The sequence below is a fragment of the Pseudomonas sp. S31 genome (assembly GCF_016648105.1).
Lineage (GTDB): Bacteria > Pseudomonadota > Gammaproteobacteria > Pseudomonadales > Pseudomonadaceae > Aquipseudomonas.
The window spans coordinates 1-15,794 of the sequence record NZ_JACVVE010000058.1 but is presented as its reverse complement, the minus strand read 5'-3'; the positions used below and the strand labels follow the sequence as shown (position 1 = coordinate 15,794).

Annotated in this window: 23 protein-coding genes; all 23 read left to right on the top strand. The window is 62.6% G+C overall.

Annotated features, from left to right (window positions below; genetic code table 11):
* The first annotated feature begins 44 nt into the window (after positions 1-44).
* The 23 genes from IAE37_RS26715 to IAE37_RS26610 all read left to right on the top strand — a co-directional run bounded on the left by IAE37_RS26715 (position 45) and on the right by IAE37_RS26610 (position 15,699).
* Entirely contained in the window at positions 45-401 is a 357-nt protein-coding gene (locus IAE37_RS26715) for a hypothetical protein (RefSeq protein WP_201178452.1), read from the top strand.
* The gene (locus IAE37_RS26710; protein ID WP_182374912.1) at positions 402-701 is read left to right on the top strand and encodes a head-tail connector protein; all 300 of its coding nucleotides are present in this window, start codon (positions 402-404) and stop codon (positions 699-701) included.
* On the top strand, positions 701-1,027 hold the full coding sequence (locus IAE37_RS26705) for a phage head closure protein (RefSeq protein WP_201178451.1): 327 nt from the start codon (positions 701-703) through the stop codon (positions 1,025-1,027). Before IAE37_RS26710 ends, IAE37_RS26705 begins: the two co-directional genes overlap by 1 nt.
* Positions 1,028-1,035: 8 nt before the next feature.
* Positions 1,036-1,215, top strand: a complete 180-nt coding sequence (locus IAE37_RS26700; protein WP_201178450.1) for a hypothetical protein — start codon at positions 1,036-1,038, stop codon at positions 1,213-1,215.
* 3 nt (positions 1,216-1,218) lie between these two features.
* Complete coding sequence (locus tag IAE37_RS26695) at positions 1,219-1,719, top strand: HK97-gp10 family putative phage morphogenesis protein (protein ID WP_201178449.1); 501 nt, start codon at positions 1,219-1,221, stop codon at positions 1,717-1,719.
* Positions 1,712-2,098: a DUF3168 domain-containing protein gene (locus IAE37_RS26690; protein ID WP_201178448.1), complete on the top strand. Its 387-nt coding sequence runs from the start codon at positions 1,712-1,714 to the stop codon at positions 2,096-2,098. The genes IAE37_RS26695 and IAE37_RS26690 overlap by 8 nt, the downstream gene beginning before the upstream one ends.
* Positions 2,099-2,152: 54 nt before the next feature.
* Positions 2,153-2,653, top strand: coding sequence for a hypothetical protein (locus IAE37_RS26685; RefSeq protein ID WP_201178447.1), 501 nt, complete (start codon positions 2,153-2,155; stop codon positions 2,651-2,653).
* A gap of 40 nt (positions 2,654-2,693) precedes the next feature.
* Complete coding sequence (locus tag IAE37_RS26680; RefSeq protein ID WP_201178446.1) at positions 2,694-3,023, top strand: hypothetical protein; 330 nt, start codon at positions 2,694-2,696, stop codon at positions 3,021-3,023.
* A gap of 41 nt (positions 3,024-3,064) precedes the next feature.
* The gene (locus IAE37_RS29310; RefSeq protein ID WP_442967874.1) at positions 3,065-3,271 is read left to right on the top strand and encodes a hypothetical protein; all 207 of its coding nucleotides are present in this window, start codon (positions 3,065-3,067) and stop codon (positions 3,269-3,271) included.
* Positions 3,272-3,357: 86 nt separating this feature from the next.
* Positions 3,358-3,798, top strand: coding sequence for a hypothetical protein (locus tag IAE37_RS26675; RefSeq protein WP_201178445.1), 441 nt, complete (start codon positions 3,358-3,360; stop codon positions 3,796-3,798).
* Between the two features lie 73 nt (positions 3,799-3,871).
* On the top strand, positions 3,872-7,093 hold the full coding sequence (locus tag IAE37_RS26670) for a phage tail tape measure protein (RefSeq protein ID WP_201178444.1): 3,222 nt from the start codon (positions 3,872-3,874) through the stop codon (positions 7,091-7,093).
* Positions 7,094-7,137: 44 nt separating this feature from the next.
* Positions 7,138-7,722 carry a hypothetical protein gene (locus IAE37_RS26665; protein ID WP_201178443.1) on the top strand — a complete coding sequence of 195 codons (585 nt, stop codon included), beginning with the start codon at positions 7,138-7,140 and terminating at the stop codon, positions 7,720-7,722.
* On the top strand, positions 7,722-8,327 hold the full coding sequence (locus IAE37_RS26660; protein ID WP_201178442.1) for a hypothetical protein: 606 nt from the start codon (positions 7,722-7,724) through the stop codon (positions 8,325-8,327). Before IAE37_RS26665 ends, IAE37_RS26660 begins: the two co-directional genes overlap by 1 nt.
* Before the next feature lie 2 nt (positions 8,328-8,329).
* Positions 8,330-8,728, top strand: coding sequence for a DUF6950 family protein (locus IAE37_RS26655; RefSeq protein ID WP_201178441.1), 399 nt, complete (start codon positions 8,330-8,332; stop codon positions 8,726-8,728).
* A complete protein-coding gene (locus tag IAE37_RS26650) occupies positions 8,725-11,772 on the top strand; it encodes a phage tail protein (RefSeq protein WP_201178440.1) in 3,048 nt (1,015 codons plus the stop codon). The genes IAE37_RS26655 and IAE37_RS26650 overlap by 4 nt, the downstream gene beginning before the upstream one ends.
* A complete protein-coding gene (locus IAE37_RS26645; RefSeq protein ID WP_201178439.1) occupies positions 11,772-12,815 on the top strand; it encodes a hypothetical protein in 1,044 nt (347 codons plus the stop codon). The genes IAE37_RS26650 and IAE37_RS26645 overlap by 1 nt, the downstream gene beginning before the upstream one ends.
* A 20-nt stretch (positions 12,816-12,835) precedes the next feature.
* Entirely contained in the window at positions 12,836-13,690 is an 855-nt protein-coding gene (locus IAE37_RS26640) for a phage tail protein (protein ID WP_201178438.1), read from the top strand.
* Positions 13,690-14,037 carry a hypothetical protein gene (locus IAE37_RS26635; protein WP_201178437.1) on the top strand — a complete coding sequence of 116 codons (348 nt, stop codon included), beginning with the start codon at positions 13,690-13,692 and terminating at the stop codon, positions 14,035-14,037. The genes IAE37_RS26640 and IAE37_RS26635 overlap by 1 nt, the downstream gene beginning before the upstream one ends.
* A complete protein-coding gene (locus IAE37_RS26630; RefSeq protein ID WP_201178436.1) occupies positions 14,034-14,312 on the top strand; it encodes a tail fiber assembly protein in 279 nt (92 codons plus the stop codon). Before IAE37_RS26635 ends, IAE37_RS26630 begins: the two co-directional genes overlap by 4 nt.
* 61 nt (positions 14,313-14,373) lie before the next feature.
* The gene (locus IAE37_RS26625; RefSeq protein WP_201178435.1) at positions 14,374-14,805 is read left to right on the top strand and encodes a lysozyme; all 432 of its coding nucleotides are present in this window, start codon (positions 14,374-14,376) and stop codon (positions 14,803-14,805) included.
* A complete protein-coding gene (locus IAE37_RS26620) occupies positions 14,802-15,164 on the top strand; it encodes a hypothetical protein (protein ID WP_201178434.1) in 363 nt (120 codons plus the stop codon). The genes IAE37_RS26625 and IAE37_RS26620 overlap by 4 nt, the downstream gene beginning before the upstream one ends.
* Positions 15,161-15,421: a hypothetical protein gene (locus IAE37_RS26615; RefSeq protein WP_201178433.1), complete on the top strand. Its 261-nt coding sequence runs from the start codon at positions 15,161-15,163 to the stop codon at positions 15,419-15,421. The genes IAE37_RS26620 and IAE37_RS26615 overlap by 4 nt, the downstream gene beginning before the upstream one ends.
* Before the next feature lie 68 nt (positions 15,422-15,489).
* The gene (locus tag IAE37_RS26610; protein WP_201178432.1) at positions 15,490-15,699 is read left to right on the top strand and encodes a hypothetical protein; all 210 of its coding nucleotides are present in this window, start codon (positions 15,490-15,492) and stop codon (positions 15,697-15,699) included.
* Positions 15,700-15,794 lie beyond the last annotated feature (95 nt).

Here is a 15,794-nt window from a genome sequence, read left to right as displayed (position 1 = left end):
GCGAAGGCCGGCACATCGCCGGCCTTTTCGCGCTTGGAGGCATCATGAAAATCAAGATTCTGTGGGGCTTCGTCGGCAACGGTGCATTGCTCAAAGCCGACTCGAACAAGATCAAGGCCAATGCAGTGTTCGATGACGTAGACAACGAATACGCGCATTCGCTGATTGGCAAAGGCCTGGCCGTCGAGGTTGACGCCAATGGCAAGCCGCGAGTTGCTAAGCCGAAAGAAACCAAGCCAGCCGCGCCCAAGGAAGAAAAAGCTGCTGCCGAGAAAGCCGCCGCCGAAAAGGCCGCAGCGGAAAAAGCGGCAGCTGAAAAGGAAGAGGCCGAGAAGGAGACGGCCGAGAAAGCCGCTGCTGAAAAGGCTGCCGCAGAAAAAGCTGCAGCCGAGGCCAAGTAAATGCTCGACCTGGCGACCGTGAAAATGCACCTCCGGGTCGACGGCGATGAGGAAGACGCTTTGATCGGCGGCTACGTCGCAGCGGCAAAGGCCCATGTCGAGCAGCACTGCGACCGCAAGCTGGTCGAGGCCGACCCGGTTGAGCCCGAGGAGATGGGGTTGACCGGCGATGTCGAGCAGGCGGTCCTGCTGCTGGTCGGTCACTGGTACGCCAACCGCGAGGCCGTGGCCGTGGGCACCATCGCTACAGCCATGCCGCTCGCTGTCGAGCGGCTGCTCTGGTACAGGAAGCGTTTCTGATGAAAGCCGGACCCATGCGGCACCGCTGTCGCCTCGAGTACGAGGACCGCGTGCAGAACGATTCGGGCGGCTTCGATGAGGCCTGGGTGCCAGCTGGCGAGGTGTGGGCAGAAGTCGCCATGCCCACGGGCAGGATGTCGCCTGTGGCTGAGCAGATCGAGGCAGTGATCAGCGCCGAGGTGCGCATTCGACCTCGATCCGACATCGCCGCCGGCTGGCGGCTGATCGAGAAACGCACTGGCATCACCTACAAGGTCGAGGCTGCGCTACTCAACAACGAACGGGACATGCTGCGGCTGTTGTGCTCCAGCGTCCCCAATCCATGAGGTGCACCATGAAAATTCAAGCATTGGGCCCACTCACCGGCGCTTGCGGCGAGCGGGCGAAGGGCGAGGTGTTCGAGGTCAAGAAAGAGTACGGCGAGGGGATGATTGCCCGCGGCTACGCGGTGGAGTACATCGAGCCGGCCACCAAAACCGAAAAGCCAGCGAAGGCCGACCAGGCCAAGGAGTGATCCATGGCCAGGCGCTCCAGCCTTCGCGGCGACATCCGGCTACGCCGCACGCTACGCAACATCCACAAGACGATGGATAACGAGCTGCAGCCGGCGATGGTCGAAGCGGCGAACCGCATTCTTGAGACGCAGCGGCAGTTGATTCCCAAGGACACCGGAGAAGCAGCTGCGGCGCTCAGGATTTACGTCTCGCCCAGCGGTCTGGATGCTCAGATCGGTATCCGCGGTAAGCGGGACAATCGGCGGTTCTACTACCTGCGCTTCGTCGAGTACGGGACCAAGGGCTACCTGGGCGGCAAGCGCGCGGGGAACCGAAACCGCAAGGCCACCAACAAGAGCGACGGCACGCACTTCTTCGGCAAGTACCCGGCTATCCCAGCCAGGCCAGCCCACCCATGGCTGCGTCCGTCTATGCAGGTCAATCGGGAGTACGTGATGGCCGACATCGAGGCCGCCGTTCGCCGCACGCTGCGCAAGGCAAGTCAGGGGGTGGGCAATGCCTGATCCCTCGCTTGCCCTGCAGAAGGCGATCTTCGCCAGGCTCCAGGCCGAGGTCAGCTGTCCGATCTACGACGGCGCGCCGATGAATGCGGACATGCCGTATGTGTCCATCGATCGGGAGGTCTCGGCCAACAACAGCCCTATCTCGGGCCGCAAGCGTCAAGCACGCCTTCTGTACCTGTCCGTTTGGTCTGATGCCGCGGGTCAGGCAGAGGTCAAACGCATCAACGGCGAGGTCATCGCCGCGCTCGACGAGCGCCGCCTGCCGCTGGAGGTTGGACGGGCCGTCTCCGTCCGGGTTGAGCAGTCGGACGCCCAGCGCGACGCCGACGGCATCACTTACCAGGGCTCGATCACCGTCCGCGTGATCACCACCCACTGATTCACCACCTGCCGCGCCGCGGCTTTTATCCAATGTGCCTTTGGAGGAACCCCCATGGCCGAAGACAATTTGAACACAGCCGCCGGCTGCCGCTTCTCCATTGGCGGCAAGACCGGCGCCGACAGCCAGACCGAGTACGAGGCCGACACCTATGTCGAGGTCGGTGAGATCGAAGACCTGGGCGAGTTCGGCGACACCTTCAGCAGCGTGACCTTCACCTCGCTCAAGGATGGCCGCGTGCGCAAGTACAAGGGCACCGCCGATGCCGGCGACCTTACCGTCACCGTCGGCCTCGACAACGGCGATGCCGGCCAGAACGCCGTGAAGACCGCCCATAAGGACCGCAGCAAGGGCGACTACAACATCAAGATCACCCTCAATGACGGCGATCCGGACGCCTCGCCGGTGATCAATCCCACCACCTTCTACTTCCGTGGGAAGGTGATGAACAACACCGTTGCACCTGGTGCGGCTGACAACGTTGTGCGCCGGAATGTGACCATCGGTATCAACTCCGACATCATCGAGCTGCTGCCGACCCCAGTCACTCCGTAACCTCTCCGGGGCTCCGGCCCCGGCCTCACAGGACTCAACGATGAACAACACACTGCACGGCACCATGGCCGTGAAGCTTGGCGATGAGGAGTTCACTCTTCGACCCACCCTCAAAGCGGTGCGGGCGATCGAGAGCCGCTTCGGCGGTCTGCGCGGCGCATCTGGAGCCCTGCACGCAGTCGGCGTAGATGCGGTGGCCTTCATCATTGCCGCCGGCGCTGGCCTGGAAGGGAAGGCTGCCGAAGCGCTGCCCGAGAGGGTCTGGCAGGAAGGCGTGGCCGGGTTGACGCCGTTAGTCACCAGATACCTAGGGGCTCTCTACAATCCGCGAGGCGTTGACCCGGGAAACGACCAGGCCGGGACGGCGTAAGCGCTGTCGAGGACGGCAGCTACGTCGACCGGCTGTATGGGATCGCGACGGGATGGCTGGGCTGGGTGCCTGATGTGGCTTGGTCCACGCCGCTTCCTGAGTTGTTCATGGCCATGGATGCCAGGATTGAGTGGGCGCAGATGACGAACCCATTCGGGGGCGGCACCAAGTCCGGTGGAAGCGAGAAACCAAGGCCGACGACAGTTGCCGATAAGCTTCGCCAGGCGCTGACAGGGCGGAATCGGTGAGGCGTTTCCAGATTCATTGGCCCCAACACCTTTTTGCACTTTTCGCACGGTGTTAGATTGCCACCCTATTTCAGGGAGGGTGAAACATGCGAAAAGCAGCATGCATAGGGTTCTTGGCATTGATGGTGGCGGGTTGTGAAACCACAGCGGTTCACCCGGATCACGCGAAGCAGGTGCCCATTTCGGACGTCCATGCTTTCGGCAAGCAGCGAAGCCTGGATGACGCCAGGATCGTGTTCACCCAGGATGCCGGCGCCATGAGCTGTTTCGGTGCTGGGATGTCCATCTACCTCGACGGAATATTGGCAGCGGAGACTAGCCAGGGCCGTACCGTTAAGCTGTTTCATGCGCCGGGGCCAATGCAGCTGAGCATTAAGAACAATGCCATGTGCGCTGGCGGCGGCCAGGTCGGACTTCTGTTGGATCTCAGGCCGGGCTATTCCTATCAGGTACGGGGTTACCGCGATATGTGGGACAAGCCATCACCTATGCTCTCAGCCCCTTCGCCGTACAGATACACCGAATAGTCAGCTCCTGAATCAGGTCTGCTGAAAAATGATCTTGAACCCGCTTCGGCGGGTTTTGTTTTTTGGGGGATCCATGGCTGATCAACAAGTCCAAGGTATGCTCGTCCAGATCGAGGCGACCACTGCGCAATTGCGGCGAGAGCTAGCAAACGCGGATCAATTGGTATCAAAGACCAGTCAGGCGATTGATCGCAACCTGGCCACTGTTGATTCAGCTTTTGACCGAGCAGGGACGGCAGCCCAGAGCGCAGGGACGCTCATGCGCGGCGCATTTGCCGCGGTTGCCGGGGCGGGTCTGATCGGTGGAATCATCAAGCAGGTTGATGCCTACGGGCAGATGTCCGATCGGATGAGGGCGGCCGCAGGGAGTGCGGGCGAGTATCAAATGGTGCAAGAGCACCTTATGCAGACTGCCCAAGAGACGTACCGACCACTTGCGGAAGCCCAAGAGCTCTACATCCGCACGTCCGATGTGATGCGCAGCCTTGGATTCAACACCCAGCAAACTCTCGATATTACCGACAGTTTCAGCTTTCTCTTGGTGACGAACGCTGCGGCCGCCGATAAGGCAGGATCTGCTCTGGACGCTTATTCCAAGGCGCTGCAGACCGGCAAAGTGGAAGTTGACGGTTGGCAGTCGATCCAGGCAGCAATGCCGACCATCGTTGACGCGATAGCCACCGCGACAGGTAAGAGCGCTGACGAGGTACGTAAGCTTGGCAATGAGGGCAAGCTCGCTATTGATGACATCAACCTCGGCCTGCTGAAATCCGTCGAGGTCAACCGCAAAGCAGCGGCGGAGATGTCGACAAGCGTTCAGGATGCCCTGAACAACATCGGAAACGCCACAAGTGCTTTCCTCGGCAAAATGGAGGAACAAACCGGCGCCGTCGCAGCGCTGTCCAACTTCCTGGTAGTGCTGGGCGAGAACGTCGACCTAGTGGCAGTGGCAATGGCTGGCGCTGGCGCCGCAGCTTTGACCACCTATGCCGCGAAAGCCTATACAGCCGTCGGCGCAATGCTGGCCCAGCACAAGGCCGCATTGCAAGGCGCCAGGTCGGCGCTTGCGGCAGCTGAAGCCCAGCGGATTTTCGCCCAGGCACAGCTTCAAGAGGCGCAGGCATCGGTAGCTGCTGCCACAGGCTTGCAGCGCTTGGCCTTGGTGCAAAGCCAGCTCATACCAAGACAGGCCGCGCTGACCGCCTCTACCGAGGCGCTGGCGATTGCCCAAGCTAATCTGACCCGCGCAGCAACGGGCGGCCTTCTGGCGACCCTGGGCGGCCCAGCTGGGCTCGCGATTCTAGCTGGTACCGCCGCCGCCAGTTTCCTGTTGCTGCGGGACAACTCCGACTCACTCGAGAAGAAGCTGGGAGACCTCAGCGACCCGCTCGACAAGTTGGTCGATCGCTTCAACAAGCTGAACAGCGCGACCCAGGCCGTGGCGCTGCGCGAGCTTCAGGGCAAGATCGAAGACACGCAGAGCCAGCTCTCTCAGGTGTCGGGCTCGATTGCCGATCGCTTCGAGAATGATCTGCGTGGTGTCGGAGCAGCTGGTGTCGACGGCCTGATGACTGGCCTGGCGCCCATGCCCGCGGAGGCGCAAAAAGCGCTCGATCTGGTGCGGGACGCCGCGAAAGACTTTGCCAATGGCGCGGTTGTAGATTGGAAGGCTGTCGCCGACCAGGTGCGCGGTATCCCTGGGGTCACCGAGGCGATGGCTCGGGCTATCGAAACGGGCCAGATCAAAGCCTCCGACCTGAGCGGTGAGCTGCAGAACCTGAAGACCAAGCTCGCCGAGCTCACGGGCGAGACGGACCGCAATACGGCTGCGACGACGGCCAACAATGCCGCGAAGACCGGCATGAGTACCGCGGGACAGACCTACCTCGACACGCTGCAGAAGCAGCTAGCCGGGCTGCAAGACAATGGCGACGCCACCAAGAGCGCCAATAGATATCTTGCAGAGCACACCGATCTCACCGAAGTCGACCGGCAGGCAATCCTGTCGGCGGCGAGCGCGATCGAGGCTCAGAAGAAAGCCAACCAAGGGGCGAAGCAGGAAACCAAGGATGCCACCACTGCTCAGACCAAGCTGGCGCAGCAGCTGAAGGAGGCGGCCACCGCTTATCAGCAACTGAAAAAGGCGTACGACCCAGTCGGGGCTGCTTCCGATGAGTTCCAGAAGCAGACCAAGAACCTTGACCTGCTGCTTGCCGAGAAGAAGATCACCACCGAGGAATACGGTAAGGCGATTGGCGCGCTGGCCGAGCAGTTCAACACCGCGGTGCAAGCTTCGACTGGCCTGTCGCGCGCGATGAAATACCAGGCCGACCTTGAACGTCAGCTGGCGATCGCTCAGCAGCAAGGCGATGCGGCCGCCGCCGCGGTGGGCATGGGCGACAAAGCCGCGAGCCGTGCGCAGGCCAGACTGGCGCTGGAACAGGACAACAACAGCAAGATCCTGGCCTTGCGCGAGGAGCTGGCCACCGCATCGACTGCAAAGCAGCGGCAGGAGCTGGAGCAGCAGATCGCGCTACGGCAGGAGTACGGCGCCAAGCTCGTACAGGTGCAGGAAGACAGCTTCGCCAAGATCGATGCCGCGCAATCCGACTGGACCAACGGCGCCTCGGCGGCCATGCAGAACTACCTCGACAGCGCAGCCGACATTGCGGGGCAGACCCAGGAGTTATTCAGCAACGCCTTCAGCAACTTGGAGGATGGGGTTGTCCAGTTCGCCAAGACGGGGAAGTTCGAATTCAAGGATTTCGCAGACTCGATCATCGAGGACCTGATTCGCATCCAGGTGCGCCAGGCCGCCGCGGGGTTCCTCAGTTCGGCGTTCGGCTTCCTGGGCGGCGGCGGCGCGGCAATGGGGCAGGGAACAATGACCGGCTTCAGCGAAGGCTCATTCGTGGCCAACGCGAAGGGCGGGGTCTACGACTCGCCCAGCCTCTCGGCCTTTTCCGGTGGCGTGTACGACAGCCCGCAGATGTTCGCCTTCGCCAAGGGTGCTGGCATCTTCGCCGAGGCCGGTCCGGAAGCGATCTTGCCACTTCATCGCGGCCCTGATGGATCGCTGGGCGTAATGGCTGCAACCGGTGGCGGCGGAGGCGGGGAGGCCTCGATCTCGTTCGGCGGCATCACTCAGCACATCCAGGTCACGGGCAGCGCTGACGCTGCCACCCTGGCGGATGTGCGCAAAGCCGCAGAGCAGGGGGCCAAGGACGGCTACAACCTGATGTTGCGGGACTTTCAAACCAATGGCGCGGCGCGGCAGATGCTCAACCGCCGGTGAAACACACCAGCCCGCTACGGCGGGCTTTTTCTTGGAGCTATCCAATGCCCGAAGCATGGCCCGAATCCCTGGAGCCCACAGAGGTCACCTGGGGCATCGTCCACAACAACCGGGCGTTCACCTCCTCGCTTTCGAACTCCCAGCAGATCGTCGCGAAGCCCGGCTCCTACTGGTTCTGCACGCTCAACTTCGGCGTGCTCTACGAGGAGGACGAGCGCGAGCTGACCTCTCTGCTGGGTCGGTTGCACGGCATGTTCGGCACGGTCAACGTGCCGGCCATCACGCGCACGCGATCGGACAACATCGGGGCGCCGACTGTGCTCGCCGCCACTGCCCAGGCTTCGTTCCTGCAACTGCAGGGCATGACCGCAAGCCGGCGCGTGTTCAGCCGGGGCGACTACATCACCATCAGCGGCGAAATGTTCGAGGTAGTCGAGCACGCAACCAGCGATGCCACCGGCAAGGCCACGGTCTACGTGAACAAGCGCGTGCGCAAGACGATCGCCGCCGGCACCAAGGTTGAGTACCAGAACCCCTACTGCGAGATGCGGCGCATGGATGACACAAACCAGTGGACCATTCAGCCCGTCGTGTCGAACGGGAGCTACCAGTTTCGGGAGGCCTTCTGATGGCGAGCGGCATTTTCCCCTTCAGCCAGGCGGTGGTGGACATCATCGCCAAGGGCAACTTCATGTCGGTGTACGCCTGCCAGCTGGATTTCCCAGACGGCATGGTGTTCGCGCATACCGGTACCGGCGACCTGGTCATCGATGGCATTACCTACCAGGGTGTCGGCACGTTCGGTTCGGTCGGCCAGTCGCAGGAGAGCAGCAACTCGGGCTCGCCCATGTCGGTCGAGCTGACCCTCAATGGCCTGGACGTACAGATCATCACCGAGACCTCTCTCAAGGGCTGCCGGGGCCGCGCTGGCAAGCTGATGTTTGTGGTGTTCGACGAGGCCGGCACCTACGCCGCTGACATTCTGTTCAGTGGGCGGATGGATGCCGCCAAGTTCTCCTACGCAGGCAATGGCGAGGAGGGCAACAGCATCACGGTTCCCCTGATCGACCGGATGGCCGAATGGAACCGTACGGGCACCGAGCGTTGGACCGACGAGAACCACCGGGCCCGCCGCCAGGATGACCGGTTCTTCTTCGCCATCGCGCAGATCGCCGACTGGCCAATCTACTGGGGCGCCTCGAAGGACGCGCCGAAGTTCACCTACGAGAGCTGACTATGCGAAAGCGCGACTGGACAACTCAACTCGCCACCACGATCAAGGCCGCCACTGAGCGGCCTTTTTCATGGGGTGAATTTGACTGCTGCCTGTTCGCCGCCGACTGCGCCGTGGCGGTGTGCGGGGTAGACCCTGCCGCTGCGTACCGGGGGAAGTACGCCACCGAGGCTGGCGCCAAACGGCTGCTCAAGCAGGTGCATGGATCTCTTGAGGCGGCCTGGGACGCCTGCTTCGCCCGGGTACAGCCTGGGCTGATCCAGCGAGGCGACATTGCCCTTTACGACGGCCCCAATGGCCGCGGGGTCGCGGTGTTCTGGGCGGATGAGTTCTGGTCGGTGGCGCCTGATGGCGCGGGCCGAATCGAGTGTGAGCCGTTGACGGTCTGGAGAGTTGAATGAGTTCGGCAGTCAAGAAGGTCGCCCAGGTCGTTGTCGGCGCGGTGATTGGTTTTGTTCAGGGCGGCCCATGGGGCGCGGTCGCTGGCGCGGCCCTGGCTTTCTACGTGGCGTCGCAGCAGGACCAGCTCGATACCGGTTCCCTACGTGCCAGCGAGCCATCCAGCCAGACCCTGCGCTCGTCCAAGGCGTCGGCCCGCTACATCCTGGGTCGGGTCAGCACCGGCGGCGTTCTGGCTTGGGGGCAGGAGCAGGCCGGTAGTCAGACCAACGGCGAGTGGCTGCATATGGTCTATGTGCTGTCCGAGGGCGCCATTGCTGGTGTGGACGAGATCTACTTGGGCGAGGAGCTGGTGGGTACCTACGGCGATTCCGCATCCTATGAGGTTGTCATCGATCCGACCCAGGTCAACGCCTTCCTCAAGGCGAACTGCCCTGACTGGCGCGACACCCAGATCGGCCGGGGCCTGTCCTATGTCCGGCTGTCGTTCAAGTACAACGCCGAGAAGTACCCATCGGGCATCCCAGATGTGCGGTTCGTGACTCGCGGGCGGCGCGACATCTACGACCCACGCACGGGCTCCACCGGCTACAGCGAGAACACGGCGCTGCACATCCTGTGGTTCCTGCGCAATCGCTGTGGTGTGCCGGACGACGAGATCGTGTTCGCGAGCTTTGCCAGCGGCGCGAACGTGTGCGACGAGTCGGTGGAGAACCCCGAGGGCAGCTCGTCGCTGCGGTACCGCTCCGGCTGCGTGATCGGCGCCGATGAGTCGCGTACCCAGGTACTCCAGAAACTCGAGGCGGCATGTGGCGGCAAAGTGATTCGTGTGGGCGGTCGGTGGATGCTGCAGGTGGGCGCCTACTACGGCCCCTATGACTTCGAAATTACCGAGGACATGGTGACCGGTACCGTCACTGGCAGCACTGAGCCCTCCAACGACGCGGCCATCAATACCGTGCGCGGCACCTTCATGGACCCAACCCAGGCCTGGGCCGAGACCGACTACCCCGAGGTGTCGGTTGCTGAGTGGGTGATCGAGGATGGCGGTGAGGCGGCCGAGACACTGTCTTTCACGTATGTGGATGATCCGTACCAGGCTCAGCGGTTGGCGAACATCGAGCTGCGCCGCCGGCGCGCGGGCGGCACGCTCAGCATCCCAATGAACTTCATGGGGTACAACTGCCGCCCTGGCCGGTCGGTGAAGGTCAATCTCCCGTCGCTGAACATCGTCGGCGAATTCATCGTCACCGACTGGTCTATGGCTGACGATACCGGCTGCAACGTAGCGGTCTCCCAGAACGAGCCGGCCATCTTCGGTGACGCCGTGGGCCAGCCCTACGATCCGATCGGCTTCATCAACCTTCCGGCCGGTGGCCTGGGCAGCCCTACCAACCTGGTGTGGACTGCTGATGGTACAGCCGAGGTGGTGCAGGGCGTGCTGTCGTGGGCCGCTCCGGCGGGCACCGTCACTGGCTACGCCATCACCGTGCGCCAGGGCAACACAGCCGTGCAGGCCCAGCAGGTGCCGGCGACCACCCTGCAGCTGCCGCTATCCGGTTTGGCATCGGGCAACTACACGATGAGCGTGTCCGCCCTGGGCCCGCTGGCACGCTCCGGCGAGGCCAGCATCACGGTGAACATCGATGGCCCACCTGTGCCCGAGGCGTGCGTGGTTCAGTCCACCATCGACACCATCACGCTCTTCCCGAGCAACCCGCTGCATGGCTTGAACGGCGGCACCTACGAGTACTTCTTCAGTCTTGACCCGCAGGCCACCGCGGCGCAGGCGGAGTACCTGGGCCAGGGCCTGTCCATGACCCATACGGGGCTGGCGTTCTGGACCAACTACTTCTACTTCATCCGCTCCAAGAACGCCTACGGCGTCAGCGGATTCCTGAAGGTGCCTGCTTCGACCTCTACCGATGTGACCACCATGCTCGCGGCTCTGGCTGGCCAGATCGGGGAGACGCAGCTGGGGCAGGACATCCTGACGGAGCTGGAGAAGATCCCAGGCCTGGAGGACAAGATCGACGCCTTGGGCGCGCTGACGGCCTACGACAAGGACACGGCCTACGCCAAGGACCAGATGGTGGTGGTGGACGGGAAGATCTACCAGGCGAGCAAGGCCGTACCGGCAAACTCGACTGGCGCGAACGCTCCGCCGAACACCGCCTACTGGATCGATGTCGGGCAATCCCTGGCCACTGCCAATGGCCTGGTTCAGCAAGTGGCGACAAACACCCAATCCATCAGCACCATCGACGGCAAGGTCACAGCCCAGGCCACGGCCTTCGAGGCGCTGCGCGCGGCGTACCGGGACGACGATGGCGAGGGCGAGCTGGCGGATGCCCTCAAAGGATGGGATAGCACGGCAGCGATCGCTACGGAACAGCGCGTGCGGGCCAGCGAGAATCTGGCCATGGCCGAGCTTGTCACCACACTCGACGCCAAGGTGGGCGACAGCGAGGCGAACATCACTGAGCTGCAGCGGGTAGTTGCCACGAACGAATCAGCCACGGCAACCAAGATCGACCAACTGAACACCTCGCTTGGGCAGACGAATGCTGCAGTTCAGACCACCAGCCAGGCTGTATCGGCGCTGGACGGTAAGGCCAGCACGATGTGGTCGGTGAAGATGCAGCTCAACTCCCAGGGCCAGTACGTGGCTGCTGGCATTGGTCTGGGCATCGAGAACGGCCCAGCCGGGCTGCAGAGTCAGTTCCTGGTCTCGGCGGACCGCTTCGCTGTGGTCAACGGGGTGAACGGCACGCTTTCCTCGCCATTTGTGGTGCAAGGCGGGCAGGTGTACATCAACCAGGCGTTCATCAACCAAGCGTTCATCCAGAACATCGTCCTCGGTATGACCTTGAAGTCCCAGGCTACTGACTCAGCCGGTCGTCCACTGATCGAGCTGAACATGGTCACCGGGACCTTCAGTTTTCGCGGACAGGGCAGCGATGGCAGCTTGGCGATTAACCCGAACGGCGTGTACGTCTACGACGCCAGCAGCATCGAGCGCGGCGCGCTGGGGAGGATGACCTAATGGCTCTCTATGGATTGAGGACAAGAGACGCCGCGGGCAACGTCACGTTGGACACGACGGTGACGCCGATCCGCTCGCTGAAGATGATGACCGTCACGGGTAACGGCTCCTTTGAGCAGACGTTCTCGATACCGGAGATCAAAGCCCAGTCGTTCGTCGTAGTGGATGCACTGGCTGACTCTGGTGAGTACACCTGGACACCGCCGGCTTTCTGGTCGGCGGGTTCTTTGCGCTTGCGGCAGCCTGGTACCAGTACCTGGCAGGTGATGGTCCTTTCCCAAGGGGGAGAGCCGTTCTCGGCACCGGGCACCTACGGCTTTCGGGCTCGTAATGGAGACACCCTGACCCAGATCGACTCCATCAACCGGGTGCTGTCGGTGCATTCCAGCGGCGGGTTCAGCTTCGGCTTCATGGGGCCAGGTAATCAGCAGGCGTGGGCTGAAGTTACCTTTCCCACGGCGATCAAGACCACCGAGCGGCCTCTGGTGTTTCTGAACGCCGTCAACTACATGATGGTGGGCAACTTCTACATCAGGGGGGCGCCAGGCAACTGGACGGGCTTTCGCGTTAAGGCCTGGAACTACGCCGGGCACGGTAGCGTTGCCAACCAGCCGATGCAAATCAAGTGGTTCTGCGCCTCCTATCAGACGTTCGCAAGCGGGGCAGGGCAGTATGGGGCCCGTGTACGCGACGAAAGCGGAGCTGTGACTTTCGTCACTACGGCAAACCTGGCTTTACTCAATGGCCAGCCGGCGAACAACTCTTTCGTCGTGGCCGGCGACCCGATCGCCAACGGCCAGTACTACAACGCCAGTTACCAGATGCCATGGACAGGCAGCTTCGACGACTACGTGCTGGCCAATGCGCTGTTCTCGGTCACCAACGTGGTGCAGACGACGCAACCTTTCCGAACGAACTTCGGCGGATTCCTGCCAGGTAACCGCAACATCCTCCAGATGTATTGCGAGAACTACGACTCGATCAACCCGCTGGGCGTGAACGGCCGGACGCTGTTCGCCTCTCGGCCCATGAAATCCCTCTGACGACAATTCTGGAGCATTCCATGCCCTGGTACAGAACAGGCACCGTGGCGATCACGGCTGGCCAAACGACGGTGACCGGTACCGGCACCGCCTTCGCGTTGAACGCCCGGGTGGGCGATGCGTTTCAGGGCCCCGATGGGCGCTGGTACGAGGTCACGAACATTGCCAGCGCCACGGTGCTGAGCATCCTGCCGGCATACCAAGGCGCCACGGTGAGCGGCGGGGCGTATGGCCTGGCGCCCATGCAGGGCTACGTGAAGGAGTCTGCTGACCGCCTGCGGCAGTTGGTCGATCAGCTAGGGGCAACCTTCGCGCTTTTCGGCGGCGCTACCAACATCGAGACTTTGCGCCAGAACATCCTGGCGGCCACCCGTGGTGCCAACAGCGATATCACCTCGCTGTCTGGCTTGACGACGGCGCTCAGCGTTGCCCAGGGTGGTACTGGTGGGAAGACTCAAGCGGCGGCGCGAACTGGCCTCGGGTTGGGAGCGGCTGCTGTCGCTGCGATCGTGGGGGCGGTCACGCAAAGCAGTGGCGTGCCGACGGGGGCAATAATTGAGCAAGGCAGTAATGCAAACGGAAACTATACCAAGTACGCCGACGGTACCATGATATGCAGGGGGTCGGTCACTCAATCCGCCGCTGTCGATCTGGCATATCACGGCGGGTATCGCTCGGGCCAAGTGACTTGGCCATATCCTGCGATCTTTGCAGCACCCCCGACTGTCTCTTGCGGGGCTGAAATCAACTCAGCAATTAACGCTCTATCTGGGAACACTTTGCAGGCGCAGACCGGACTTTTCTTCTATAGCGGCGTAGCGCTTGTTGCAGCTAACCGAACCGTAAATGCCATCGCCATCGGGAGGTGGTACTAATGATCATTAATCTTTCCCCCGTCCGCATGGACGAGGAATTACTCGCAAACCGCAAAGGCGACCTGCTCACCCTAAACGGGGAAGTTTTCGACTTTGGCCCGCTGACCGAAGGGGCGACCCTTCCGCAAGCAGCTGTCGATTGTAAGTGGTTCGCGGGTCCTGTAGAGCGCGTTGATGGCGCGCTTGTCATGACCCTGGCGCTGCCCCATGGGGCTGACGCTCCTGAGACCACCCGATTCCCTCAGCCGATCACCGTGACCGCAGATGGCCCTGTCTCATTGCCAGTTCACAGCCTGGTCTCGGCGCTCGGGCCAAACGACAACATCGATCAGGAGCCCGACCAATGAGCAATATCGACTGGTCGCAGATGCTGACCGCCGAAATGAAGGATGCCCAGGCTGCCGAAAAACATCTCGAGTCGGTCCAGGCCGAGCTTTCCGGCTACCGCAAGATCGCGGATGAAGCCATCGCACCGCTGCAGGACGCCGTAGACATCGACGATGCCACCGACGAAGAGAAGGCCCTACTCACCCTCTGGAAGAAGTACCGGGTCGCGCTGAACCGCCTACCCGACCAGGAAGGCTACCCGGCCACGATCAACTGGCCCGCTCCGCCGGCCTGAGCCGCCCGCACCGAACCCACCGACCGCCGCCTGGCGGTATTTTTTTGCCTGGAGAAAACCCATGCGAACCTCGCAACGCGGCTTGAGCCTGATCAAGTCGTTCGAAGGCCTGCGCCTGCAGGCGTACCAAGATGCTGTAGGCGTCTGGACTATCGGCTATGGCACCACCCGGGGGGTGAAGGCCGGCATGAGCATCTCCAAGGAGCAGGCCGAGCGCATGCTGCTGAACGATGTGCAGCGCTTTGAGCCGGAGGTTGAGCGCCTGGTGAAGGTGCCGCTGATCTGCAACCAGTGGGACGCCCTGATGAGCTTCACCTACAACCTGGGCGCCGCGAACCTGGAGTCGTCGACGCTGCTGCGCAAGCTGAATGCCGGCGACTATGCCGGGGCCGCCGAGCAGTTCCCGCGCTGGAACAAGGCTGGAGGCAAAGTCCTGCCGGGCCTGGTGCGTCGTCGTGCCGCTGAGCAGGCTCTGTTCTTGGAGGCGGCATGAACACCTGGCTGGCGCGCACCGCCGGGGCTGGCCTGCTGATCTTGCTCGGCATGACCGCGGGCACCTGGGCCACCACCGAACACTTCCGCCCGTTGCTCGATGACCAGCAGGACAAGGCTGCCAAGTGCACTGCCGCACGCGACAACCTGGCGGGCCTGGCCACGGAGCAGGGTAAGGCCCTCGGCGATCTGGTCCACGCCGCGAGTGTCCGCCAGGCTGCCGCCGAGCAGGCGGTGAGCGAAGCAAAGGCCAGCGCGGATCTCGACTACGCCGCAGCCAACCGGCTGCAGCAGGAGTGGACCGGTGGCGACCAGTGCGCGGCGGCCACCTCGATCATCGACACGGAGCTTGGACTATGAGGGTGCCGATCATCGTGTGCGCGATGGCGCTCGCTGGCTGTGGCGGTATGGTCGAGCCGCAGGTGCAGTACGTGCGTGTCGAGGTGCCGGTGCAGGTGCCGTGCCGGGCTCCGGAGGTGGCTGTGCCGCCATGGGCTGCTGCTGGCCTGCGCAAGAGCGACACCCTGGAGGTGAAGGTTCGTGCGCTGCTGGCCGAAAGGCGGCAGCGAATCGGGTACGAAAAGGAAGTGGTGGCGGCGAACTCGGCTTGTCGCTGACCGTCAGTTGTCGGCCCCCGACATGCCAAGCGGCCTATAATGCTCTGACTCAGTAAGCGGAGCGGCTTGTGAAACGAACCCTGGAAGGCATGGCCAAGGCTGGCGAACCGCTGCTGCGCCAAGCCTTGGAAGCGATAAGGGCGCACCGTGACGCTGAGGCTGGCGGTGCATCTTGGGAAGAGGTGGAGCGCCTACGGATGCTGGCGGATTCGCTGTACCACGCGGTAGTGGATTTCCAGCTGCTCGAAGCCGGCCAGTTGCCGGAATCGGTTCACTGACCCGCGAGGACTGTATGTCTAAGCCTCATGAGGTGCTTCTTCCCGATCATCTGGTCTATGCGCAGGCTGTGGAGGCGATGCGCAGATATCACGAA

What these genes read in the sequence shown, in the direction of transcription:
- IAE37_RS26630 (WP_201178436.1), top strand. Translation starts at nt 14,034, where the DNA reads ATGAGCAATATCGACTGGTCGCAGATGCTGACCGCCGAAATGAAGGAT.
- IAE37_RS26650 (WP_201178440.1), top strand. Translation starts at nt 8,725, where the DNA reads ATGAGTTCGGCAGTCAAGAAGGTCGCCCAGGTCGTTGTCGGCGCGGTG.
- IAE37_RS26655 (WP_201178441.1), top strand. Translation starts at nt 8,330, where the DNA reads ATGCGAAAGCGCGACTGGACAACTCAACTCGCCACCACGATCAAGGCC.
- IAE37_RS26620 (WP_201178434.1), top strand. Translation starts at nt 14,802, where the DNA reads ATGAACACCTGGCTGGCGCGCACCGCCGGGGCTGGCCTGCTGATCTTG.
- IAE37_RS26695 (WP_201178449.1), top strand. Translation starts at nt 1,219, where the DNA reads ATGGCCAGGCGCTCCAGCCTTCGCGGCGACATCCGGCTACGCCGCACG.
- IAE37_RS26615 (WP_201178433.1), top strand. Translation starts at nt 15,161, where the DNA reads ATGAGGGTGCCGATCATCGTGTGCGCGATGGCGCTCGCTGGCTGTGGC.
- IAE37_RS26660 (WP_201178442.1), top strand. Translation starts at nt 7,722, where the DNA reads ATGGCGAGCGGCATTTTCCCCTTCAGCCAGGCGGTGGTGGACATCATC.
- IAE37_RS26645 (WP_201178439.1), top strand. Translation starts at nt 11,772, where the DNA reads ATGGCTCTCTATGGATTGAGGACAAGAGACGCCGCGGGCAACGTCACG.
- IAE37_RS26665 (WP_201178443.1), top strand. Translation starts at nt 7,138, where the DNA reads ATGCCCGAAGCATGGCCCGAATCCCTGGAGCCCACAGAGGTCACCTGG.
- IAE37_RS26670 (WP_201178444.1), top strand. Translation starts at nt 3,872, where the DNA reads ATGGCTGATCAACAAGTCCAAGGTATGCTCGTCCAGATCGAGGCGACC.
- IAE37_RS26625 (WP_201178435.1), top strand. Translation starts at nt 14,374, where the DNA reads ATGCGAACCTCGCAACGCGGCTTGAGCCTGATCAAGTCGTTCGAAGGC.
- IAE37_RS26710 (WP_182374912.1), top strand. Translation starts at nt 402, where the DNA reads ATGCTCGACCTGGCGACCGTGAAAATGCACCTCCGGGTCGACGGCGAT.
- IAE37_RS26635 (WP_201178437.1), top strand. Translation starts at nt 13,690, where the DNA reads ATGATCATTAATCTTTCCCCCGTCCGCATGGACGAGGAATTACTCGCA.
- IAE37_RS26690 (WP_201178448.1), top strand. Translation starts at nt 1,712, where the DNA reads ATGCCTGATCCCTCGCTTGCCCTGCAGAAGGCGATCTTCGCCAGGCTC.
- IAE37_RS26675 (WP_201178445.1), top strand. Translation starts at nt 3,358, where the DNA reads ATGCGAAAAGCAGCATGCATAGGGTTCTTGGCATTGATGGTGGCGGGT.
- IAE37_RS26705 (WP_201178451.1), top strand. Translation starts at nt 701, where the DNA reads ATGAAAGCCGGACCCATGCGGCACCGCTGTCGCCTCGAGTACGAGGAC.
- IAE37_RS26640 (WP_201178438.1), top strand. Translation starts at nt 12,836, where the DNA reads ATGCCCTGGTACAGAACAGGCACCGTGGCGATCACGGCTGGCCAAACG.
- IAE37_RS26685 (WP_201178447.1), top strand. Translation starts at nt 2,153, where the DNA reads ATGGCCGAAGACAATTTGAACACAGCCGCCGGCTGCCGCTTCTCCATT.
- IAE37_RS26700 (WP_201178450.1), top strand. Translation starts at nt 1,036, where the DNA reads ATGAAAATTCAAGCATTGGGCCCACTCACCGGCGCTTGCGGCGAGCGG.
- IAE37_RS26680 (WP_201178446.1), top strand. Translation starts at nt 2,694, where the DNA reads ATGAACAACACACTGCACGGCACCATGGCCGTGAAGCTTGGCGATGAG.
- IAE37_RS26715 (WP_201178452.1), top strand. Translation starts at nt 45, where the DNA reads ATGAAAATCAAGATTCTGTGGGGCTTCGTCGGCAACGGTGCATTGCTC.